This is a genomic window from Bacteroides sp. 43_46 (assembly GCF_001915455.1).
Classification (GTDB): domain Bacteria; phylum Bacteroidota; class Bacteroidia; order Bacteroidales; family Bacteroidaceae; genus Bacteroides; species Bacteroides caccae.
In genome coordinates this window covers 19,092-43,120 of the sequence record NZ_MNQN01000103.1, presented here as the reverse complement: position 1 = coordinate 43,120, position 24,029 = coordinate 19,092, and the positions used below count along the sequence as shown (strand labels likewise).

Here is a 24,029-nt window from a genome sequence, read left to right as displayed (position 1 = left end):
ATAAGAGAGCAAATAAAAAATATAAACCAATTATGTTACTATCAGTATTGTTACAAGCCACTGCAGCAGCAGTAGGAGTAAGTAAATTAGGTGCAGCTATCGGTGCAGGTCTTGCAGTAATCGGAGCAGGTTTGGGTATTGGTAAGATTGGTGGTTCGGCTATGGAAGCTATTGCGCGGCAGCCGGAAGCATCAGGTGACATTCGTATGAATATGATTATCGCGGCAGCCTTGATTGAAGGTGTAGCTTTGTTGGCGGTAGTAGTATGTCTGTTGGTGTTCTTCCTCTAAGCAGGTGGAATACCGACAAACTGTAAATCAATATTCATCATTCTAAATTACAAGAAATGTCATTACTATTACCTGATAGTGGCCTGTTGTTCTGGATGTTTGTCGCATTCGGGATTGTGTTTGTGATATTGGCAAAATACGGTTTCCCTATCATCATTAGGATGGTGGAAGACCGTAAAGTCTATATCGACCAGTCTTTGGAGGTGGCAAGAGAAGCCAACGCACAGCTCTCCAAACTAAAGCAGGAGGGCGATGCGCTTGTGGCTGCCGCCAACAAGGAACAAGGACGCATCTTGAAGGAAGCAATGGAAGAACGTGACAAGATTGTTCACGAGGCCCGTAAGCAAGCCGAGATAGCCGCACAGAAGGAACTGGATGCGGTGAGACAACAAATCCAGGTGGAGAAAGACGAAGCTATCCGCGACATCCGTCGTCAGGTGGCTGTGCTTTCTGTCGATATTGCCGAAAAAGTGCTCCGTAAGAGTCTTCAGGACAAAGAAGCTCAAATGGGCATGATTGACCGTATGCTGGATGAAGTATTAACCCCTAATAAGAACTAAGGAAAATGGAAGTCGGAATACTCTCAATGCGATATGCCAAAGCGATGATTGAATACGCACAGGAGAAAGGAGTGGAGGACAAGCTCTACCAAGAGTTCCTCACACTGTCTTATTGCTTTTGCGCCCAACCGGGTTTGCGCGAAGCACTGGATAACCCTGTTATCTCAACCAAAGAGAAATTGGCGCTGGTATGTACGGCTGCCGATGGCAACGGTAAATCCACCAGAGAGTTTGTCCATTTTATTACTTTGGTACTGCGAAACAGGCGTGAGGGATATTTACAGTTTATCAGCCTGATGTATCTGGATCTTTACCGGAAACTAAAGCATATCGGGGTAGGCAAACTGATTACGGCTGTTCCTGTGGACAAGGAGACGGAAGACCGTATCCGCTCCGCAGCAGCGCATATCCTGCATGCGCAAATGGAACTGGAGACTGTGGTAGATCCGTCTATCGAGGGCGGATTCATCTTCGATATTAATGATTATCGACTGGATGCAAGCATTGCTACGCAGTTGAAGCGAGTAAAACAACAGTTTATTGATAAGAATAGGAGAATTGTATAATGTCTGAAAATATTAAAGTAAGCGAGGTTTCCGATATATTGCGTAAACAGCTCGAAGGTATTAATACCCATGTGCAGCTTGACGAAATCGGTACGGTGCTTCAGGTGAGCGATGGTGTGGTGCGTATCTATGGACTGCGGAATGCCGAGGCTAACGAGTTACTGGAGTTTGACAACGGCATTAAGGCTATCGTGATGAACCTTGAAGAGGACAACGTGGGTGCTGTGTTGTTGGGACCGACTGACAGAATCAAGGAAGGCTTTATTGTGAAGCGTACCAAGCATATTGCTTCTATCCGCGTAGGAGAAGGTATGTTGGGGCGTGTCATTGACCCGCTGGGTGAACCGCTCGACGGTAAAGGCTTAATTGGTGGTGATTTGTATGAAATGCCGTTGGAACGCAAAGCGCCGGGAGTAATCTTCCGTCAGCCTGTCAACCAGCCGTTGCAGACAGGACTGAAAGCTGTGGATGCCATGATTCCTATTGGGCGTGGACAACGTGAGCTGATTATCGGTGACCGTCAGACAGGAAAGACGGCCATTGCGATTGATACGATTATCAACCAACGTACCAACTTCCTGGCAGGGGATCCTGTATATTGTATTTATGTGGCTATCGGTCAAAAAGGTTCTACCGTGGCTTCTATTGTAAATACGCTCCGTGAGTATGGTGCTATGGATTATACCGTTGTGGTAGCTGCCACGGCTGGCGATCCGGCTGCATTACAGTATTACGCGCCGTTTGCAGGGGCTGCTATCGGCGAATATTTCCGTGATACCGGCCGTCACGCGCTGGTGGTTTATGATGACCTTTCCAAGCAGGCGGTTGCCTATCGTGAGGTCTCATTGATCCTTCGCCGTCCGTCCGGACGTGAGGCTTATCCGGGTGATATCTTCTACCTGCATTCCCGCTTGTTGGAACGTGCGGCTAAGATTATCAACCAGGAGGAAGTGGCGCGCGAGATGAATGACCTTCCCGAAAGCCTGAAAGGTATTGTGAAAGGGGGTGGTTCACTGACTGCCTTGCCTATCATTGAGACGCAGGCAGGAGACGTTTCGGCCTATATTCCAACGAACGTGATTTCTATCACTGACGGACAGATATTCCTCGAAACGGACTTGTTCAATCAGGGTGTCCGCCCGGCTATCAATGTCGGTATCTCTGTATCCCGTGTAGGTGGTAATGCTCAGATTAAGGCGATGAAAAAAGTGGCAGGAACATTGAAGATAGACCAGGCACAGTATCGTGAATTGGAAGCATTCTCCAAGTTCAGCAGTGATATGGACCCGATTACGGCATTGACAATTGACAAAGGGCGTAAGAATGCGCAGTTGCTGATTCAGCCGCAATACAGTCCGATGCCTGTGGAACAACAGATTGCTATCCTCTATTGTGGTACACATGGTTTGCTCCGTGATGTGCCATTGAACAACGTGCAGGATTTTGAACGCAGTTTCATCGAGTCTCTGCAATTGAATCATCAGGAGGATGTGTTGGATGTATTGAGAACGGGTGTTATTGATGATAATGTGACTAAGGCTATTGAAGAAACTGCCGCTATGGTCGCTAAACAATATTTGTAATTCAAGAAAACTATGGCTTCACTGAAAGAAGTAAAAACCAGAATAAATTCGGTTAAAAGTACCCGAAAAATCACTTCAGCAATGAAGATGGTGGCTTCTGCCAAACTACATAAGGCACAAGGAGCCATTGAGAATATGTTGCCCTATCAGAAGAAGTTGAACAAGATTCTGACTAACTTTTTGAGCGCTGATCTTCCGATAGAGTCTCCTTACATACGAGCACGGGAAGTGAAGCGTGTGGCGATTATTGCTTTTTCTTCGAATACATCACTTTGTGGCGCTTTTAATGCAAATGTCATAAAGATGTTATTGCAAACTGTCAGCGAATACCGTACGCTGGGACAGGATAATATTTTGATCTTTCCCATAGGAAAGAAGGTGGAGGAAGCTGTGAAGAGAATGGGATTCCAGCCGGGGGAAATACCTCCGACACTTTCCGATAAACCAACTTATCAAGAAGCTTCCGACCTGGCGGATCTTCTAATGAAAATGTATGTGGCGGGAGAAATTGACCGTGTGGAATTGATTTATCATCATTTTAAATCAATGGGTGTGCAGATTCTACTTCGCGAGACTTATCTGCCTATTGACCTTACACGTGCAGTAGAAGAAGGTAAAGAACTGGAAAAACAGAAAGAAGAAGAACGTGAAGTTGTGAATGACTATATAGTAGAACCTTCTGCTGAGCAATTGATTGCCGACTTGATACCTACTGTATTGAGCCAGAAGCTCTTTACTGCTGCTGTGGATTCTAATGCTTCCGAGCACGCAGCACGTACATTAGCAATGCAAGTAGCTACGGACAATGCCAACGAATTGATTCAAGACCTTACCAAGCAATATAACAAGAGTCGCCAACAGGCGATTACGAACGAATTGCTGGATATTGTGGGTGGTTCGATGCAGTAATTACGACAATTAATAACATTATTTTTTGATTCAATATCCCGTTTTTAAGGTGAAACTTAAAAACGGGAATTTATATATATATTTGCGTTGGAAATAGTCTTGAATTTTTATTTATATTCAAGCAAAACAAATATACGAAGTAGTTTTCGGACATAATAGCACATCACTTAGTGTTCTAATTTGATCCGTCGTCCCGGTTGCTTTCTAGCGGGAAAAACAGCCGGGACTTTTTGTCTGATTCTCATTTGACTATTTTATGCGGAAAAGTTTAGTACTTTTATTTCAATCTCTATACAGTTTTCCGTACCTTTGCACAAAATAATATACTTTCATGGAAAATAATCCTGAACTACAACTTGCTTGGCAGTTCATTGAAAATACAGGCACACACCTGTTTCTTACCGGAAAAGCCGGAACCGGAAAAACTACATTTCTAAAACGATTGAGAGAGCATACCCCCAAACGCATGGTCGTATTGGCTCCGACGGGTATTGCAGCAATTAACGCCGGAGGGGTGACGATTCATTCTTTTTTCCAGATATCTTTTGCTCCATTTGTGCCGGAAACGACTTTTAACTCTGCGCAAATACAATACCGATACAGTCAAGAGAAACGTAACATTATCCGAAGCATGGATTTATTAGTGATTGATGAAATCAGTATGGTACGTGCGGATTTGCTAGACGCAGTAGATGCGACTTTACGTCGTTATCGCAATCGCGAAAAGCCTTTTGGAGGGGTACAACTGTTGATGATTGGAGATTTGCAGCAGTTAGCTCCTGTTGTGAGGGACAGCGAATGGAGTTTGTTGAGGAATTATTACGAAACGCCTTATTTTTTTGCCAGCCGTGCATTGAGAGAAACGACCTATATGACAATTGAACTGGAAAAGGTATACCGTCAGAACGATACTTTTTTTCTTTCTCTGTTGAATAAAATACGTGAGAACAAAGCAGATGATGAAGTGTTGAATGAGTTGAATCGGCGATATCAGCAAGGCTTCCAACCGCCTAAAGAAGAAGGATATATCCGTTTGACAACACATAACAATCAAGCACAGCAAGTAAATGATCGTGAATTGGCTTCTCTACCGGGAAAGCCTTATCATTTTCGAGCTGAAGTGACGGGGACTTTTCCTGAATATACATATCCCGCAGATGAAATTCTCACTATTAAAGAGGGTGCCCAGATCATGTTTCTCAAAAATGATGTTTCTTTGGAAAAACGGTATTATAATGGTATGATCGGAGAGGTGGTAGCCGTTAATGATTCTGAGATATATGTGAAAGAAAAAGGGAGTGAGGAGGATTTTCTGTTGTTGCCGGAGGAATGGGGAAACTATAAGTATGTGTTAAATGAGGAAACGAAGGAAATCACTGAGGTGATAGAAGGAACATTCCGTCAATATCCTATTCGATTGGCATGGGCTATCACGATACATAAGAGTCAGGGATTGACATTTGAACGTGCAATTATTGATGCACGCAATTCCTTTGCGCATGGACAGACATATGTAGCTTTGAGTCGTTGTAAGACTTTGGAGGGCTTGGTATTGGAGTCTCCATTGCGTAAGGAGGCTATTATTAGTGACAGTGTGGTTGATAACTTCACAAAAGAGGTGGAACGGAATAAACCGGGAAACAAGCAGCTAAGTGATATGCAGAAGGCTTATTTCTTCGATTTGTTGAGTGATTTGTTTAACTTCTATTCCCTCGAGCAGGCTTATAAACGGTTGCTTCGTATGCTGGATGAAGATTTGTATAAACTTTACCCTAAATTACTTACCGAATATAAGCTATTGGAGCCTCATATTAAGGAAAAGATAGTGGAAGTTGCCCACCGTTTCCGCAATCAGTATACACGTTTGATTAATGAGAGTGAAGATTATGCTTCGGACCAGGAGTTGCAAGAACGGATTCGTTCCGGTGCGGTGTATTTTCATAAAGAGCTGGAACCTATTCGTGTTTTGTTTGCAAAGACTAATATACCTCTTGATAATAGGGAGTTGAGGAAACAACTGAATGAACGTTTGCAAGCGTTGGATGATGCATTGTGGATTAAAGAGTCCTTATTGAAAGCTATGTGTGTGCAACCTTTTATTGTTGCTGAATATTTGAAATTGAAAGCTAAGGTGATGTTAAGTCTTGAGGACAACTCTTCTTCTCCTTCTCTTACCGCTAAAACATTGAGAGAGAGAAAAGAACGGGTAGAACGTACACGTAGTAGTTTTACAAAAGTAAAAGTAGAAGTTCCTACGGATATTCTGCATCCGGAGCTTTATCGCACTTTATCGGAATGGAGAACGGAAAAGACGCGTGAAACCAATATGCCTGCTTATGTCATTATGCAACAGAAAGCATTAATGGGCATTGTAAATCTTTTGCCGGATACTCCGCAAGCTTTGGAAGCTGTACCTTATTTTGGAGCGAAAGGAGTGGAGAAATATGGACTTGAAATTTTGGGGATTGTCCGTAAGTATATGAGGGAGAATCAAGTGAAACGACCGGAAATCAAAGAGATATTTCTTCCGGAAAAAAGTAAGAGGGGAGAAAAAAAGGAACCGAAGAAAGATACGAAACAGATGAGCTATGAGATGTTTTGTAAGGGAATGAGTATGGAGGAGATAGCTAAATCACGTGATTTGGTGACGGGAACAATTGCTACGCACTTAGAACATTATGTTCGTATGGGAAAGATTAAATTGGAGCAAGTAGTAGCTGTAGAAAAGATAGAGAAGATTCGTCGGTATCAGCAAAAGAACGAGAATTCCGGAGTGGCAGGAATAAAAGCGGCGTTAGGAGACGAGGTCTCCTATGCCGATATCAGATTTGTATTCGCAGCCGATGATGCTAGGCGTTGAAGCTCTTAGAATTTGCAGAAGAAAGAAACGAATACCGGAACACTCATATCAATGAGAATGCCGTGTAGGATAGCAATCGGAATCATTTCTTTTCCCGAATATCTGCTGATAGAAGGCAATAATACATCCATGGAATTGACTCCTGCCGCAGAGATAGGAGCCAATTTCCCGAAATACTTTTTGATAAGCGGAGTGCCGAGAAGTGCCATCATTTCACGGAAGATATTAGTCAGTAGGGCGATTGTGCCTAGTTCTGTGGCAAGTTGCAGTCCGATAGACGGTTCTTTGAACTGGGTGATAAGAATGGAAGAGAGTGAATAGTAGGCAAATCCGCTTCCTACTGCCATACAGTCGAACACGCTCCATTGACTTACCAGTATGCTTGCCAGAGCAGAGAATAATAATGTTCCGATGATAGTTCCCAACGGAATTAGTAACATCTTGGGATGCAGGTGTGAAATGATTGTTTTCAGATTTTTGTTGGAACCGATGCTAACTCCTACTTGAAGCATTAGCGCATATAGTATGTACATAGAAATAGTATGCGTGTCAAATTGAAACTTATTGAGAGCTCCCATGATACAGCCTACACAAAAGAATAATATTACAATCAGACTTCCTTTCATTGTTCGCCTCCTTTCTTGAAGAATAGTTGTAAAACCAGCCGGGCAGCAATCAAGCTTCCCAATACACCCGATATGGCAAGAATGATTGCTTGTTTACCGAACTTACCAAGATTGTTTACTATCAGACTATTAGAGCCGATAGATACGCCAAGTATAAAGAGTAAGAGGAATATTGTAAGAGAAATCGTCTTTTCTGTCTTTTGTAAAATAGTCCAGTTACGCAATACATAGCCGATTCCGATTCCTAGAAACATGGTAGATATAATAGAAAACATATTGTATATATTTAGGTCAGGTTATACATTTGAATAAGCCACACGAATAATTCTCCAAAAAGATAATTTATCTTATTGAAAGTCAGGATAAATGCTACTTGTGAGCAACAGAGTGAATCAGCAGGTAGCTCCTATAATCAAAGAAAGGGGAATTTAGATGAATCCACTGAACCAATGTACATGCACGCAACATGACTTACAGAAATTGGGGATTTCCGCAAGAAAGTAAGCAGTGTTATGTAGTTGTAATCTCTGATTCATCATTGGTCTTCTTAATTTTGGTGCAAAGATATGAACTTTTTGTATATTTTCAAAATAAATATGCAATAATTATATGCTGTTCCAATCCAGAAGGACTTCCTTTAGTTTTCGCGGATTGTATCCGAGTATTGTTCGTGCTTTCTCGATACTCATTCCGCTAAAACGCGGGCGGGGAGTGGATTCTTGCATTTCTTCTGTCGTAACAGGATGAATGAGCGTGCGGTTTAATTTCATGTAGTCTGCTACCTGATAAGCTATTTCTGCAATAGTCAAACATTCGTCACCACAGATATGAAAGATTCCGTTGGTCGTATTTTCTATCAGGCGTCGTATCCCGTCTGATAGATCTCCTACAAAAGTTGGCGTGCGCCATTGGTCGGATACAACACGAATCTCTTGTCCGGCTTTCAAACGGTTCATTACTAATTGAACGATATTTCCATGCTGTCCGGGCAGTGCTTTTCCATACACAATCTCTACACGTGCAATGGCATAATTACTACAAATATCGGCAACTTTTTCTTCTCCTTTCCATTTGGTGAATCCGTAATAGTTGACAGGAGCGGGGAGTATTTCTTCTGTATATAGCTGTCCGGTTCTCTCATTTATCTTTCCGTCAAATACGAAATCAGTGGATAAATGGATGAAACGGCTTTGGTATTCTTTGCAAAGGTGTGCCAGTTGTTCTACCGCGGTAACGTTTATGAGGTAAGCCTCTTCATGGTGTGTTTCACAATAATCGGGAACAGATAAAGCGGAACAGTTGATAACTACATCCGGACAAATTGCTTTGAACAACTCTTTTACGGACGCTTCATTCCGTATATCAACTTCAATGAAACGATACTTCTTTGTATTCTCTAAAGCTGGAAAGATATCCGAGTGCAGGGAACAGCCGGTCACATTATATTGTTTATGGGCAGATAAATCCTTCAGTAATTGGCGTCCGGTGAATCCGTTAGCACCGATGATTAATATATTTCTCATGATTTTTTATAAGATGTATAGAGCTGTTGTTCTTGAATATCTACAAATTAGAAAATATCTCTTTTAATAGATTTAATGAGTAGCTGCATACCATGCTGTTTTTTCTTTTGCGGAAGCGAGGTCATTAGTACTGGGATCGGAAATGGTGATACCGGAGAAAGTTTCTATTTTTACCTTTCCTCTACTCATAGAATAGAAATAATCTGTATTTCTTTTGAATGGAACAGTACGGTTAAGTTGTTCGTTGAATTGAGCCAGTAATTCCTGGTTGGAACATAACTTTGATACATAATCTCCGCAATCAAAGAATATAACAGGAGAATAGCCGTCTAATCTTTGCAGTGACCCGGTTAATGTCGTATCAAATGTATATTGGCTATTTATGTCCTTCATTATAGCTGCCAAATGATCCAATTCTGCGCAATCCGTGACAGCGATAGTGCCGCATGGCATCTCATAATTTGAATAAAAGTCATCGAATCCATTACAGATCTTTTCATAATTAATTTCTCCTATCAAATACTGTCCGATCTTTGCGTATGGCATACCGTACGCCATTATTTCACAGGTAGACGCTATCAGATGATTAGTCACATTTTTAAGATCATAAGCAACTTCTACTGTCGACATGTAACAATCATCAAAAAGTATATATTCCATTTTCAATCCGGCATTGGAGATACCTTGAGCAAGTGTGGTTATGTCGGTTTGATATTGGGGATATAATCCTCCGAAATAACGTGTCATAGGTACATTCTCATACTCCCAGTGCATTTTGTTGACACGAAGGTTACTGCGTGATTGGGCATTTGATACAGGTATCCATCCCATACCATGACAACCGATAATCATAGAGTAACGTTGGGCTGGTGTACATTCCCGAACATCATTAAGGATAGATGTAATTCCTTCGGCTGTTGTATATACGGGATCAGTATACTGCTTATAGGTCTTGCGCACGCTTTTACCGTTTTCATAAACGAGTTCAAAAAGAGTAGCTTCTGTAGCTTCGGTACACATAAATACTATGACACGTTCATTTTTTAGTATATTCTTTTCGATTACACTCTCCAGGTCACTGATATTCTGATAGAAGTTAGAAGTCAGATTGTTCGACCAAGGGAGATACATAAATATCGTTTGCTCATTATTTGCCCGTACAATAGGAGGAACAATTTCATTGGGATCAGTATCCGTAGGATTTTCTGTATCTTCTATATCCGGCGATTCAGGAATAATATCTTCTTTTTCACACGAAGCCATGCTAAAAGATAGAAATAGCACAAAGATGATTGGTTTTATAAGATGATAATATTTTTGCTTTGTCTTCATTTTGTTTCTTGAATTAAATTATCAGAGTTTCTGCAAAACTACTGAAAAAATAGTGATTTCTACAACTGATTGTAGGATTTCCGTGAGGTATAGACATAAAAAAAGGAGCAACGCCTTGCTCCAACCTTTGTTAACCTTAAATCTAATACTATGAAAAACACATTGCAAAGGTACGCACTTTTGTGAAATCTGCAAATAATCCAAGAAAAAAAGTATGTTTTATAACATTGATTAAGAGTTTTATTTCCCGATTCTATTTTTATTAAGGTTTTCTGCTGTTAACTAAATATTTTTTAGTTGGGCATTCTGAATTCATTTGGCGAACATCCTGTGATTTTCTTGAATAAGCGGCTGAAATACTGTGAATTAGAGAACCCTAGTTCTTGTGCAATCTGGCCGAGCGTTTTATCCGTATTTACCAACCATCCTTTGGCTATCTCGAAACGTTTGAACTGGATATACTCTTTGAACTCTTTTCCTATTTCATATTTCAGTAAATCATTAAAATATGCAGGCGATAAATGCAGGAGATTAGCACAATATTCATCGGATAACACATCAGTTGATAGGCTTACTTTCACATTGAAATGATTATCAAGCAGATGATTGAATTCTCTGAACACCTTTTTATTGACTTCGCTACGTGTGATAAACTGGCGTTCGTAGAAGCGAGTACAATAATCCAGCAAAAGTTCAATGTATTTTGAAATGATTTTTTTGCTGTGTCGGTCAATGCAGCGCTCAAGCTCTTGCCGAATCCTCTCCAGGAACTCCAGAATAATCTGTTTTTCGCGTAGAGAGAGATGCAGTGCTTCCTCCGGACAATAAGAGAAGAAAGTATAATTGTGTATATTGAGTCCGAGCGGAGTCCCGCAAATCAAGTCGGGGTGAAAGGCCAATATCCATCCCTTGGAAGGAAATTCCTTGTTGTTCTCCTTCATACTGATTGACTCTCCGGGAGTCAGGCAAACGAGAGTTCCGTCCGAGAAATCACAACATTGGTGCCCGTATGCATAGGCCTCACACTTACATTCACTCAACAGAATCGTATAGAATCCGAATTTAATGTCCGTATGAGGAGATAAGTCAGCCTTCGAAAGGTCGATGACACTGACTAGCGGATGCAGTGTCTTACTTCCCAAGCAACAATTACATTGATGCACGGTTCCTATTTTGAGTACTTTATCTCCCATGACGTTAACGATCTCTCCGGTGTATGTTCTTAGTTCTGCTGTTTATATTCATTCGGTGTATATCCGACATGTTTTTTAAATAGCCGGCTGAAGTGTTGAGGATACTGGAATCCCAGCTCATAAGCTATTTGGCTGACCGTTTGCGAACCCTCCAATATTCGTTCTTTGGCAAGTTCAATGATACGGCACTGAATATATTCCTGCGCAGTTTTACCAGTTTCTTTTTTTATCAGGTCGCCGAAGTAATTAGGAGAAAGGCATACCTTGTCTGCAAAATATTTCACGGCAGGCAACCCTTCGGTCAGTGCTACCTGCCCTTGGAAATATTCATCCAATAGATGTTCGAACCGCACGATAATGTCTTTGTTTACCTGATTGCGTGTGATAAACTGCCGTTCATAGAAACGCATACAATAATCGAGTAATAGTTCGATATTGCGGACAATAAGTTGTTTGCTATGCTTGTCGATAGCATGTTCCAATTCGATTTGTATTTTATGTATACAGTCCGTTACAATTTCTTTTTCCTGTTCGGATAGATGCAAGGCTTCATTAACTTCATAAGAAAAGAAGGAATAATTCTTGATATTCTGTCCCAGAGAAGTTCCCCGGATCAGGTCGGGATGAAACAAGACTCCGATCGATTTTGTACGTTGAGGAGTTTTCTTCCGGTTATCTATACCAATCACTTGACCTGGGGCCATACAGACGACCGTTCCTTCCTGATAGTCATAATAGTTACGCCCATATTTAAGGTCTCCGCAATTAATGTCTTTCAAAAACAGAGAGTAGAATCCGATATTCATATGATAGTATTCTACTGTTTTTGTCGCTTTTGAAAAGTCGATCACATTCACTAAAGGGTGCAAAGTTTCCAGTCCGAATAATTGGTCGTACTGATCAATAGTTTCAATTTTGGTAATTTCATCCATACGGCTTACAGTTTTATCATAGGCAAAGATAAAACTTTTAAGAATATCTTATCTATATTATCTTATCTATATCATATTTGCAAAACAGTAATATAGGTACAAGAATCAGTAATTTGTATACAACGTTGGTAGTCAAAGGCAGAATTAATATCTTTGTTCCAAAAATTTTAATACCTACTTTTATGAAAGCATTATTTATTGGCGGAACAGGTACGATCAGTACCGATGTCGTAGCATTGGCACAACAGAGAGGGTGGGAGATTACGCTGCTCAATAGAGGTTCGAAAAAACTGCCGGAAGGTATGCGTAGCATCGTGGCGGACATCCATGACGAACAGGCGGTGGCGAAAGCTATAGCACACGAAAGCTATGATGTCGTTGCCCAATTTATAGGTTATACGGCGAAAGATGTAGAACGAGATATCCGTCTGTTTCAGCATAAGACAAAACAATATATTTTCATCAGTAGTGCTTCTGCCTATCAAAAACCGCAGACAGATTACCGCATTACGGAAAGTACTCCATTAGTAAATCCTTTTTGGGAGCACTCGCGTATATCTTATCTATATCATATTTGCAAAACAGTAATATAGGTACAAGAATCAGTAATTTGTATACAACGTTGGTAGTCAAAGGCAGAATTAATATCTTTGTGGTAGATCTTAAAGCGTATCCTTGACGGAAAGCCTGTGATTATTCCCGGTGACGGAAGTTCGTTATGGACACTGACACATTCTAAGGACTTTGCCAAAGGATATGTCGGTTTAATGGCAAACCCTCATGCTATCGGGAATGCTTTCCATATCACAACCGACGAAAGTATGACTTGGAATCAGATTTATGAAACCATTGCCGATGCATTAGGAAAACCGCTGAATGCGTTACACGTAGCTTCGGATTTTCTTGCCGGACATGGAGAAACTTATGATTTCAGAGGGGAACTATTAGGTGACAAGGCTGCCACAGTCGTTTTTGATAATTCGAAGATCAAGAGACTTGTCCCGGATTTTATCTGTACTGTATCAATGGTGGACGGTCTGAGACAATCCGTGCATTATATGCTTACACATCCTGAGAGTCAAACGCCTGATCTGGAGTTTGATAAGTGGTGTGATAGGATAGCGGATGCAATGTACGCTGCGGATAAGGCTTTTAAATCAGGCAAATAGTAAACCTAGCCTTCATATATATTAGTAAGGACCGTTTCGCCCTTGCTGTACTTCAATCCGTATACCGAAATTACCGTTTGCGGATTTTAGTTCGAATGCTCCCCGGAAATTATTCTTTTCCCAAGGCATGGCACTTCGGTTGGGCACTCTCCAACCGTCTTTGTCATAATCTCCGTACGTATTAATCCTCATACCGTTTTTCAGCTTAAAAGATCCCATTTGCATGAACTGTGGAGAAGACGACAGCCCCCAGCCATACCCGTATCCGAAACCGGAAAAGGCAGAAGGAGAAAAAGCATCAGAGAATCCTTGTGAGTATGTGGCATCCGTATTCAGACGGAACAGTTGATTATAGTCTTTACTCATATTCGGCACATCCAGGCTGAATTTAGGAAGTTTGGGAGGAGCTACATTCATCAATCCCATATCCAATAAAAAGCCGCCAAACTCCTTAATATTAGCCGAGGGGGCACGACGAATACTATCGGAAGGGATTTCTGACTGTGCGGATGCAAAACCGACCGATAATATCAGCGAAAGAAATAAAATCAGTTTTTTCATCTTCGTAAAGGTTGATTTATGACAAAGATAGAAATTTTCATCCTGACTATTCGTTTCTGTTATATTTTCTTAGAGAAAAACTCTTTAAAAATGGGATGACAACATTTGTACATACGTTTAAGTAGCAATTAACGTGGATACTTCCCGTTTCAAGTAACAAAAGACATGACATTGAGCAAAGTTCGTATCTTTCCTCCCTCATTCATAAAAAGGAACGAGGGAGGAAATACCTTTTAGCGTATGGAAGCCTTCCATACATTAGCATACTCTTCCAGTACACGCTTGATACTCTGCCCGATTTTTACATAATCAGCTTCGTTCAAGTTGGCAAGTGATACACGGACACTCCATTTCGGTCCGGCAAAGCCACCGCCGTTCAGCAATACGAGCGAAGTCTCATTTGCCAGGCGAAAGACCACATCCAACGGATTATATGTCTTTTGCAGATAAGCAACAAAATCATCCCCATAGAATTTTTTCGCCCATACCAGCATATCAATTTCCGAGTAATATCCGGCACGTAGAGGGTCTTCTACCAGTGTGAAACCCGTATTGTCCCATAATGCATGAAGGCGGCGGTGAATGATTTCCTGCATTCTGGTTTTGTAACGATTTTCCTTATCCAGAATAGCAAAAAGCGAGAACAGGCTCATCTGCATCTGCTGTGGCAGCGAAAGACCTGCGGTATGATTCAATGCGATCTGGCGGCTGTCTGCCACCATGCGGTCAATAAACTTCAGCTTTTCCGGATGCAAATCGATACTGGAGTAACGTTTGTTCAAGATTGCTTTTTGCTCCTCCGACAGGCGGGCAATCATTTTGTCGTAGATGTTGTCTTCGTGTAGCGCGATTACGGCATTTCTCCAGCCTGTTGCACCGAAATATTTGGAGAAAGAATAAACGCAAAGAGTATTGTGAGGCAATTCCGCCATTAATGACCGGAAATGAGGTATAAATGTTCCATACACATCGTCCGTAATAATCATCAGGTTCGGATTATCATTTTTCACGATATTGACAATCCGTGCGGCAGTCTCCGGGCTAAGCGCATAACTGGGCGGATTGCTCGGATTCGTAATGAAGAGCGCTTTAATCTGCGGATTTTTCAGTTTGTCAATGTCTTCATCCTTATATTGCCATGTATGTAATCCGTCGGCTGTCATCTGATCGGCGGATATTTCAGTCACGTCAAATTGATAACGTCGTAGCTGCGGGATCTCTATATAAGGAGTGAAAACCGGAATCATCAGTGCAATAGAATCTCCCTGGTTCAACAGGAAATTCTCTTCCAGCGAATCGAACAGATAACACATGGCGGCTGTGCCTCCTTCGGTGGCGAACAAGTCGAATGTCCCTTTCGGCGGACGTCGGTCACACATCTCCTGTGCCAGATAATCCTGTACGATCTGTTCCGTAAAATACAGAATACGGTCGGGCACAGGATACTGGTCACCGATGACGGATTCCGCCCATTCATGTACCAGTGTGTCCGGGTCGGCAGCATGCTCCATTAGCATATAGTTGTAACCCTCTTTCAGCAGATTGGCACCGGGAGCCTTCTCATTATCTTTCAGGAACGCCTCAAAACGGGCAGCGATCCCTGCCTTTTGAGGGATACCGGCGATTCCTTCTTCCAGTGAAAACGCCCGGCGACATTCACAAAGTCCGAATTGTCCCAGCAGGAAAAAAGCTTCACGTGGTTCGGTAGCAATCCAGTTCGGATTACCCCGTCCTGCATTCAGCATGGTATGTGCTATCTTCTTGACACTCTCATCCGCCATGTCAATAAGCTTGTTTTTCAGTTCGAACGGACTGATCGTTTCCATTTTCCTGGCATAACTTTTGGTAATAGCCGGGCTATTGTCTTTTTTTTCCATAATGAAATCTATATTAGTTAGAATAGTAAATAAGTTGTCAAAAGTATTGGTTTCACGTTTACATCAGCAATACGATAAATACTCCCCAGATAATCAGCAGTGTGTTGCCGACAGCATACGTTACGGTATATCCTAAAGCCGGGGTCTCACTCTCCACCGCATCCTGAACAGCTCCCAATGCAGCAGTGGTAGTACGTGCTCCCGCCGTACATCCTAATGTCAGTGCAGGGTGGAATTTGAACAGATATTTGCCCATTAGTAACCCGCTGAGAAGAGGAATGGCCGTAGCCAATGCCCCGATAATGAACAAGCTGAAACCGACCTCCTTAAATCCGGCTACAAAACTGGGACCTGCGGCAATGCCGACTACTGCAATAAACATGTTCAATCCCACATTATTCAATACCCAGAGTGAAGGTTCGGGAATACCTCCGAAAGTAGGATGTTTACTGCGCAGCCAACCGAATATCAGTCCTGCAATCAATGCACCTCCACTGGTGGAAAGACTGATAGGGACACCTCCCAGATGCATAGTCAACGCACCGACAAGGCCACCGACCAGAATACCGAGTCCGACAAAAATCATATCTGTCTGATTCGTCGGCCGATCAACATATCCCATTTGTTTAGCGGCAGTTTCCACCTCATGTTTCATTCCGGTAAGTTCCAGAATATCACCGGCGTCCACCACTGTCCGGGCAAGTACCGGGACATTGATACCCGCACGTTTGATACTACGGATACTAACCCCGTGCATAAATTTCTGTGCCCGGATTGTCGATACCTTTTCGCCGGCGAAAGTCCGGTGTGTCACCATAACCGGCAGAGTTTCCGCCGGAAAGTCCAGTAGTTGCGCATCTATCACTTCCGGGCCGATCCAGTCTTCTTCGCCAATCACAAATTCGCGTCGTCCGCTTAGTACGATTTCATCCTCCGGCTGAAGAAGCATATCCGGTTTGACCTCTTTTACAACTCCCCGTTGCCGGACTCGTTCTACAAATAACAGCTTCTCCTGTTCGGATAGATACTTTTCCAGTTCACTCACCTTTTTTCCTTTGCCAAACCATTTATTTGTGATCTTATACGCACGGAACACTACCGGACGAAGGGCAGGGGAGAATCCGGGTTCATCCATTTCTGAAGTCCCCATTTTAGATTCCAGTTCTTTACAATCAGCTTTTACTTTATCCAATCCGCCGAGAAGCTTCGGACCGAGAGAAGCCAGAATCCAGGCAGAACCAGCCGTACCGAAAATATAAGTGACGGCATAAGACACAGGAATAGCATTAATATATGTTGCCTTCTGTGCTTCGCTGATGCCCAACTGGTTGATCGTATCGCTTGCCACACCGATAACGGCAGATATCGTTTGTGAGCCTGCCAGCAATCCGACAGCCTCTCCGATATGATATCCCATAATCTTGGCAAGTATCCATGGTGCTACCAGACTGACGATACACATCAATACGGCGAATCCCACCTGTGGCAGTCCGTCTTTTTTCAGTCCTCGAAAGAATTGCGGACCTACCTTGTAGCCAACGGCAAACAAAAAGAGTAGAAAAAATACGGCTTTTAACGGACCGTCTACTGTAATGTTCAATTGTCCTACCAATACTCCTACCAGAAGGACGCTGGTCACTGTACCTAAAGAGAATTTCCCTATTTTCAGTCTTCCCAGCCAGAATCCCGCGAAAAGTGTGAGGAAGATAGCAAGTTCAGGGTGTACCCTTAGTTGATTGATAATCCATTCCATAATTAAGTTGTTGTTTTAGGTTATGCCAATAACAACAGTTATTGTACGCAAAGAGTTTGTTGCTTCACGTAGATTTGTTACTTTTGCACTTTCAAAATAAAACTAATCATATCCTGTATGAAATCAGACATAGAAATTGCTCGCAGCATTGAATTGAAGAAGATAAAGCAAGTTGCCGAAAGTATCGGAATCCCTCGTGAAGAAGTAGAAAATTATGGTCGCTACATCGCAAAGATTCCCGAACAACTGATTGATGAAGAGAAGGTGAAGAAAAGTAACCTCATCCTGGTAACTGCCATTACAGCAACAAAAGCGGGTATCGGCAAAACCACTGTATCTATCGGTCTCGCTTTGGGACTCAATAAAATTGGAAAGAAAGCTATCGTTGCTTTACGTGAACCCTCTCTCGGACCCTGTTTCGGTATGAAAGGCGGTGCGGCCGGAGGAGGATATGCCCAAGTGCTCCCCATGGAAAAGATTAATCTTCATTTCACCGGAGACTTTCATGCTATCACTTCTGCGCATAACATGATTTCCGCTTTGCTTGATAATTATCTTTATCAGAATCAGGCGAAAGGTTTCGGACTGAAGGAAATCCTATGGCGCCGGGTGCTTGATGTGAACGACCGTTCTTTGCGTAGTATTGTCGTAGGTCTGGGGCCAAAATCAAACGGTATCACTCAAGAATCCGGTTTTGATATTACTCCGGCGTCGGAGATTATGGCTATCCTTTGTCTTTCTAAAGATGTGGATGACTTGCGCCGCCGTATCGAAAATATCCTGTTAGGCTTTACATACGATGATAAACCTTTTACAGTCAAAGATTTGGGAGTGGCGGGAGCTATCACCGTACTGTTGAAAGACGCCATTCATCCCAACTTAGTGCAGACGACCGAAGGAACCGCTGCTTTCGTACATGGCGGTCCGTTCGCTAATATAGCTCACGGATGTAACTCTATTCTGGCAACCAAGCTGGCTATGTCATTCGGCGATTATGTGATTACGGAAGCCGGATTCGGTGCCGACCTCGGTGCGGAGAAGTTCTACAATATCAAATGCCGTAAGAGCGGACTCCAACCACGTCTGACTGTAATCGTGGCTACGGCACAGGGACTGAAAATGCATGGTGGTGTCAGTCTCGACCGCATTAAAGAACCGAATATGGAAGGATTGAAAGAAGGATTGCGCAATCTGGACAAGCATGTCCGTAATCTTCGTTCTTTCGGTCAAACAGTGATTGTAGCTTTCAATAAGTTTGCTACAGATACAGATGAAGAAATGGAACTGTTGCGCGAGCATTGCGAGCAGTTAGGCGTAGGTTTCGCTATCAACAATGCATTCACTGAAGGAGGAGAGGGCGCAGTAGATATGGCTCGCCTGGTGGTAGATACTATCGAAAATAATCCGTCCGGTTCTCTGCGTTATACTTACAAAGAAGAAGACAGCATACAGCAGAAGATTGAAAAGGTAGCTACCAATATTTATGGAGCAAGCGTTATCACATACAGCAGCATTGCCCGTAACCGCATCAAACTGATTGAGAAAATGGGAATTACCCATTATCCGGTTTGTATTGCAAAAACACAATATTCTTTCTCTGCCGATCCTAAGATTTATGGTGCAGTGAATAATTTCGAGTTCCATATCAAAGATATAGTCATTAATAACGGAGCTGAAATGATTGTTGCGATAGCCGGAGAAATTCTCCGCATGCCGGGACTTCCTAAAGAACCGCAGGCGTTGCACATTGATATTGTGGATGGAGAAATAGAAGGTTTGAGCTAAAAAACAATCGGACCGCAGGAATCCCTGCTTCAATGAGTAAATCCCCGTCTTTCCTTATAAACCAATAGGGAAAGACGGGGATGCTTGTATATAGAGTCCGGTACACCTTTTTATATCTCTTCCGGCGTACCGTACGATTGAATTCGTTTTTGTTGAAGAGATATTCCATATCTTTTTTTTGTAATAAGAAAAACGAAATTCCTGACAAATAGTTCGGATAGCAAAGTTAATAAATACAAAAAGAGGTCTGTCCTTTTTGAAAAGAACAGACCTGATAAATTACAGTATCCGATAATCCGAATATCAGACCTAAAATAAAGTATGCCTCTTAATAAGCAAAAAGAGGATATTTCTTCATTGTCTCATTGACACGTGCACGAACTTGTGCGATAACCTCTTCATTGTCTACGTTGGATAACACAGTCTCAATCATTTCTGCGATTTCAAGCATCAGATCTTCCTTAGCACCACGAGTTGTAATAGCTGGAGTCCCCAGACGAATACCGGAAGTCTGGAAAGCCGAACGGCTGTCGAACGGAACCATATTCTTATTAACGGTAATATCAGCAGAAACCAATGCTTTCTCTGCCACTTTACCTGTCAAATCAGGGTATTTGCTACGCAAGTCAACCAGCATAGAGTGATTGTCAGTGCCACCGGAAACGATCGTAAAACCACGGTCAATCAATGCCTGTGCAAGTACGGCAGCATTCTTTTGTACTTGTTTTGCATATTCCTTGAATTCAGGTTGCAGGATTTCGCCGAAAGCCACAGCTTTGGCAGCAATCACGTGTTCCAGCGGTCCGCCTTGGATACCCGGGAAAACAGCTGAATCCAGCAGTTGAGACATCATTTTGATTTCACCCTTCGGAGTTTTCTTTCCCCAAGGATTAGGGAAATCTTTGCCCATCATGATGACACCACCACGAGGCCCGCGAAGTGTTTTATGTGTAGTAGAAGTGACGATATGTGCATATTTAACCGGGTTTTCCAGTACTCCGGCAGCAATCAGACCGGCAGGGTGAGCCATGTCGATCATCAGGATAGCACCTACTTTGTCTGCGATTTCACGCATACGCTTGTAGTCCCATTCACGAGAGTAAGCGGAACCGCCGCCAATGATCATTTTCGGTTTTTCGCGTAGAGCGACTTCTTCCATTTGGTCGTAGTCAACGCGTCCTGTTTCCTTATTCAGATTATATTCGCAGGGAGTATAGATAATACCGGAAGTATTTACTAATGAACCATGAGAAAGGTGCCCGCCATGTGCAAGATTCAATCCCATGAATTTGTCGCCCGGATTCAGGACAGCCAGAAAAACGGCTGCGTTAGCCTGTGCTCCGGAATGCGGCTGTACGTTTGCCCATTCGGCTCCGAAGATTTCTTTCAGGCGGTCGATAGCGATTTGTTCGCTCTGGTCTACAACTTCACAACCTCCGTAATAGCGTTTGCCCGGATAACCTTCTGCATACTTGTTAGTCAGGCAAGAACCCATTGCCTGCATTACCTGGTCACTCACAAAGTTTTCAGATGCAATCAGCTCGATACCTTTCAGCTGACGTTGGTGCTCTTTTTCGATGATGTCGAAAATTAAGTCGTCTCTTTTCATTCTTTTATAATAAGATTAAATTTCTAATTCGAGATACCTTATTTTAAGCGTACAAAGTTAATGAAAATAAATAAAAAAAGAAGGAAGTACAAGAAAAATGTTAGTCAAAAATGGAATTTAGTAGAAAATGGTCAGAAGATAAAACCGAGCGAAAAACTCAAGGCGCTGTCGCGGCGGTCGAATATAATCCGGCTGATTCCTGTGCTGCCGTCCGAGTTGATATTGTCATAGGTAATAGACTTGGAGATATTTCCAATTCCCTGCTCGTAGCGGAAATCAAAGAAAATACGGGAAATATTGACTCCCACGCCAATCACTGCACTTATATTAAACGGATAGAGTTTCTCATGGATACCTTTCTGGTCGAAATTGCTGAAAGTTATTTCGTTCTTCTTTCCCCATAAATAACGGAGCTTGGGACCGGCAAAGATAGACATTCCGTAAGGACCTTTCTTCACTACGTTATAGCCATACAGAACAGGAAAGTCAATACTGTGCAATACAGATTGAACCGAAGCATAATCCGGCTCGATAGCCGGATGTTGAGAACCCAGTTTATCGAATGTAATCTCGCATTTGGTTACATTGTATGACACTTCCGGTTGGATATAATGTTTCTTCATATTGATACGCATGAAGAGAGCACCGAAATAGCCGATTTTATAATTATTCTGCACCTCGTCGATAGTCACATCTTTGATTTTCAACTCGGAAACCATAAACATGGAGGAATTGAACCCTGCCCTGACACCGAAGTTTATTTTCTTCGTATTGGGACGGTCCACTTTGTCTGCGGTATTCCGATTCTGTCCGAAAACCGTACCGGCTACCGTCATCAAACCGAAAAATAGTATTTTACGCAGCATATTCATGGTTATACAATCCTTTGTCTTTATGATTTTTTCTTTTCAACACTCCAACCGAATTTTCCGATTTTTTCTCCCAGACCATAGTATCCTCCGTGAACATATACCAGAGGATTAGCTTCCGCCAGTTCGAGCTTCCCAGTCTCAGGATTCAGATTCCGGTCGTCGGCACGTACATTTACTACATCTGCTATAAACATATCATGCGAACCGAGAGATACGATCTCTTTTACGCGGCATTCGATGCAGAGGGGAGATTCCTCAATCAAAGGCGCACTGACTACGGTGCACTGCCCCGGGGTTAGCTTCATCTCGTCAAACTTATGATAATCGCGTCCTGAACGAACTCCGCACCAGTCGGTGGCGAAAGCCATGTCTTTTGTCGTCAGATTAATGACAAACTCCATATTCCGCTTGATAATCTCATAAGAATGTCGTTCCGGGCGTACGGATATATAGCACATGGGCGGGTTTGTGCAAATCGTACCCGTCCATGCTACAGTGATAATATTATATTCACTTTCTTCTTTTCCGCAACTGACCAGCACAGCCGGCAGCGGATAAATCATCGTTCCTGGTTTCCAGTCCTGTTTCACTTCTTTATTGGAAAAATGAAAATTAAAGAATGGTGATTTCCTCACGTTTCTGTTCCTTCTCGCAATAATGGCATTTTACGATGCAATTATCCTTGTCTGTCACATGGAATAACGTAGCCATTGGCTCATTGTTCGTGATACATTTCGGGTTCGCGCATTTCACGATTCCGCGAAGTTCATCCGGCATTCTTACTTCTTTCTTTTCCACTACCTCGTAGTCGCGGATAATGTTCAGTTTCACATTCGGAGCCACAACCGAAATACGGTTGATTTCTTCATCGCAGAAAAACTTGTCCGCGATCTTGATAATCCCCTTCTTTCCCAGCTTCTTGCTGTCGAGGTTGAAACCGATAGTGATATTGCTTGTCATTTGCTCCACGCCGAGCAGTTGCACTACGGTAAAGAGCTTTTCAGAAGGGATATGGTCAATCACTGTCCCGTTTTTCAGGGCGGCTACTTGCAATGCTTGTTTATTTTCGCTCATAATAAAATATCGTTTTTAACGTCCTCTAATGTGATACCTAATACGTCGCAAAGAATGGCTTCACGGGCATACAGACCATTTTGTGCCTGTTGGAAATAATATGCCTTCGGGTTATCGTCCACATCATATGCAATCTCGTTGACACGGGGTAGCGGATGCAGAATGCGCAGGTTCGGGCGGGTATTTTCCAACATCTTGTTGCGCAGGATATAAACGTTTTTCACCCGTTCATATTCCATTAGGTCGGTGAAGCGTTCACGTTGCACACGGGTCATATACAGGATATCTGCATCTGCAATGATTTCTTCGCTGAAATCCGTGTGTTCCACATATTTTATCTGGTGCGTTTTACAATAGAGTTTGTATTCTTCCGGCATTTTCAGTTCATCGGGAGCGATGAAGTGGAAAGTGGGGTTGAAGTGACGCATTGCCATTAACAGGGAGTGCACGGTACGCCCGTATTTCAAGTCACCTACCAGGAAAATATTCAGGTTTTCCAGCGTGCCTTGCGTTTTGTAGATAGAGTATAGATCGAGCATTGTCTGTGACGGATGTTGGTTCGCTCCGTCTCCGGCATTGACAATGGGCACAGGAGCGACTTCACTTGCATAGCGGGCAGCTCCTTCCAGATAGTGACGCATGACGATAATATCTGCATAATTGCTCACCATCATAATCGTGTCTTTTAGTGTTTCCCCCTTTGACGAGCTGGTAGCTTTGGGGTCGGAGAATCCGATCACACGTGCTCCTAGACGATTGGCGGCTGTTTCAAAACTCAGGCGGGTGCGGGTGGAAGGTTCGAAGAACAGGGTTGCTACTACCTTTCCTTGCAATAACCGGCGGTTGGGGTTCATTTCAAACTGCTTCGCCATTTCGAGCATGTAGAGGATTTTTTCTTTAGAATGTTCGGCAATGGTTACTAAACTTCTGTTTTCCATTTTGTTATATTTTATGT

The 24,029-nt window shown here is 42.6% G+C and carries 21 protein-coding genes and 2 pseudogenes; 9 read left to right on the top strand and 14 right to left on the bottom strand.

Annotation, left to right across the window (positions count from 1 at the left end):
* Positions 1 to 32 precede the first annotated feature (32 nt).
* The 6 genes from atpE (at position 33) to BHV72_RS09300 (ending at position 6,768) form a co-directional block, all read left to right on the top strand.
* Positions 33 to 290: an ATP synthase F0 subunit C gene (atpE, locus tag BHV72_RS09325; RefSeq protein WP_004295758.1), complete on the top strand. Its 258-nt coding sequence runs from the start codon at positions 33 to 35 to the stop codon at positions 288 to 290.
* 56 nt (positions 291 to 346) lie between these two features.
* A complete protein-coding gene (gene atpF / locus BHV72_RS09320; protein ID WP_005676090.1) occupies positions 347 to 850 on the top strand; it encodes a F0F1 ATP synthase subunit B in 504 nt (167 codons plus the stop codon).
* 5 nt (positions 851 to 855) lie between these two features.
* On the top strand, positions 856 to 1,416 hold the full coding sequence (locus BHV72_RS09315) for a F0F1 ATP synthase subunit delta (RefSeq protein ID WP_005676089.1): 561 nt from the start codon (positions 856 to 858) through the stop codon (positions 1,414 to 1,416).
* Positions 1,416 to 2,999, top strand: coding sequence for a F0F1 ATP synthase subunit alpha (gene atpA / locus BHV72_RS09310; protein WP_005680925.1), 1,584 nt, complete (start codon positions 1,416 to 1,418; stop codon positions 2,997 to 2,999). The genes BHV72_RS09315 and atpA overlap by 1 nt, the downstream gene beginning before the upstream one ends.
* 12 nt (positions 3,000 to 3,011) lie before the next feature.
* Entirely contained in the window at positions 3,012 to 3,908 is an 897-nt protein-coding gene (locus tag BHV72_RS09305; RefSeq protein WP_005676086.1) for a F0F1 ATP synthase subunit gamma, read from the top strand.
* Between the two features lie 331 nt (positions 3,909 to 4,239).
* Positions 4,240 to 6,768: a helix-turn-helix domain-containing protein gene (locus BHV72_RS09300; protein WP_258908604.1), complete on the top strand. Its 2,529-nt coding sequence runs from the start codon at positions 4,240 to 4,242 to the stop codon at positions 6,766 to 6,768.
* Positions 6,769 to 6,773: 5 nt separating this feature from the next.
* Here BHV72_RS09300 and BHV72_RS09295 read toward each other — a convergent pair whose 3' ends face one another.
* From BHV72_RS09295 to BHV72_RS09270, 6 genes are all read right to left on the bottom strand, one after another.
* A complete protein-coding gene (locus tag BHV72_RS09295; protein WP_005676084.1) occupies positions 6,774 to 7,394 on the bottom strand; it encodes a LysO family transporter in 621 nt (206 codons plus the stop codon).
* On the bottom strand, positions 7,391 to 7,669 hold the full coding sequence (locus BHV72_RS09290; RefSeq protein ID WP_005680927.1) for a LysO family transporter: 279 nt from the start codon (positions 7,667 to 7,669) through the stop codon (positions 7,391 to 7,393). Before BHV72_RS09290 ends, BHV72_RS09295 begins: the two co-directional genes overlap by 4 nt.
* Positions 7,670 to 7,999: 330 nt before the next feature.
* Positions 8,000 to 8,917 (bottom strand): SDR family oxidoreductase, encoded by a 918-nt coding sequence (locus tag BHV72_RS09285; protein WP_122264757.1) that lies wholly within the window; start codon positions 8,915 to 8,917, stop codon positions 8,000 to 8,002.
* A 72-nt stretch (positions 8,918 to 8,989) separates the two neighbouring features.
* Complete coding sequence (locus BHV72_RS09280) at positions 8,990 to 10,249, bottom strand: clostripain-related cysteine peptidase (protein ID WP_055170985.1); 1,260 nt, start codon at positions 10,247 to 10,249, stop codon at positions 8,990 to 8,992.
* Between the two features lie 293 nt (positions 10,250 to 10,542).
* Positions 10,543 to 11,442: a helix-turn-helix domain-containing protein gene (locus BHV72_RS09275; protein ID WP_022042009.1), complete on the bottom strand. Its 900-nt coding sequence runs from the start codon at positions 11,440 to 11,442 to the stop codon at positions 10,543 to 10,545.
* 29 nt (positions 11,443 to 11,471) lie between these two features.
* A complete protein-coding gene (locus BHV72_RS09270; protein WP_122264758.1) occupies positions 11,472 to 12,374 on the bottom strand; it encodes a helix-turn-helix domain-containing protein in 903 nt (300 codons plus the stop codon).
* A 182-nt stretch (positions 12,375 to 12,556) separates the two neighbouring features.
* Between BHV72_RS09270 and BHV72_RS19645 the strand changes: the two are divergent.
* Both BHV72_RS19645 and BHV72_RS19640 read left to right on the top strand, forming a co-directional pair.
* Positions 12,557 to 12,928, top strand: a pseudogene (locus BHV72_RS19645) (NAD-dependent epimerase/dehydratase family protein); the annotation flags it as partial.
* 105 nt (positions 12,929 to 13,033) lie between these two features.
* Positions 13,034 to 13,543, top strand: a pseudogene (locus BHV72_RS19640) (NAD-dependent dehydratase); the annotation flags it as partial.
* A gap of 21 nt (positions 13,544 to 13,564) precedes the next feature.
* On the opposite strand, the gene BHV72_RS09260 reads toward BHV72_RS19640, so the two are convergent.
* From BHV72_RS09260 to aspT, 3 genes are all read right to left on the bottom strand, one after another.
* The gene (locus tag BHV72_RS09260) at positions 13,565 to 14,104 is read right to left on the bottom strand and encodes a hypothetical protein (protein ID WP_005680932.1); all 540 of its coding nucleotides are present in this window, start codon (positions 14,102 to 14,104) and stop codon (positions 13,565 to 13,567) included.
* 233 nt (positions 14,105 to 14,337) lie between these two features.
* Positions 14,338 to 15,981 carry an aspartate 4-decarboxylase gene (aspD, locus tag BHV72_RS09255; protein ID WP_005680933.1) on the bottom strand — a complete coding sequence of 548 codons (1,644 nt, stop codon included), beginning with the start codon at positions 15,979 to 15,981 and terminating at the stop codon, positions 14,338 to 14,340.
* A gap of 58 nt (positions 15,982 to 16,039) precedes the next feature.
* Entirely contained in the window at positions 16,040 to 17,734 is a 1,695-nt protein-coding gene (gene aspT, locus BHV72_RS09250; RefSeq protein WP_005676074.1) for an aspartate-alanine antiporter, read from the bottom strand.
* Positions 17,735 to 17,851: 117 nt separating this feature from the next.
* On the opposite strand from aspT, the gene BHV72_RS09245 reads away from it, so the two are divergent.
* A complete protein-coding gene (locus BHV72_RS09245; RefSeq protein WP_005676073.1) occupies positions 17,852 to 19,519 on the top strand; it encodes a formate--tetrahydrofolate ligase in 1,668 nt (555 codons plus the stop codon).
* A 328-nt stretch (positions 19,520 to 19,847) separates the two neighbouring features.
* Here BHV72_RS09245 and glyA read toward each other — a convergent pair whose 3' ends face one another.
* From glyA to pyrB, 5 genes are all read right to left on the bottom strand, one after another.
* Complete coding sequence (gene glyA / locus BHV72_RS09240) at positions 19,848 to 21,128, bottom strand: serine hydroxymethyltransferase (protein ID WP_005676072.1); 1,281 nt, start codon at positions 21,126 to 21,128, stop codon at positions 19,848 to 19,850.
* 131 nt (positions 21,129 to 21,259) lie between these two features.
* A complete protein-coding gene (locus BHV72_RS09235; protein ID WP_005676071.1) occupies positions 21,260 to 22,000 on the bottom strand; it encodes a porin family protein in 741 nt (246 codons plus the stop codon).
* Between the two features lie 20 nt (positions 22,001 to 22,020).
* Entirely contained in the window at positions 22,021 to 22,590 is a 570-nt protein-coding gene (locus BHV72_RS09230; protein ID WP_005680940.1) for a flavin reductase family protein, read from the bottom strand.
* A gap of 22 nt (positions 22,591 to 22,612) precedes the next feature.
* Positions 22,613 to 23,074 (bottom strand): aspartate carbamoyltransferase regulatory subunit, encoded by a 462-nt coding sequence (pyrI, locus tag BHV72_RS09225; RefSeq protein WP_005676068.1) that lies wholly within the window; start codon positions 23,072 to 23,074, stop codon positions 22,613 to 22,615.
* The gene (pyrB, locus tag BHV72_RS09220) at positions 23,071 to 24,012 is read right to left on the bottom strand and encodes an aspartate carbamoyltransferase (RefSeq protein ID WP_005676067.1); all 942 of its coding nucleotides are present in this window, start codon (positions 24,010 to 24,012) and stop codon (positions 23,071 to 23,073) included. The genes pyrI and pyrB overlap by 4 nt, the downstream gene beginning before the upstream one ends.
* Between the last annotated feature and the right edge of the window lie 17 nt (positions 24,013 to 24,029).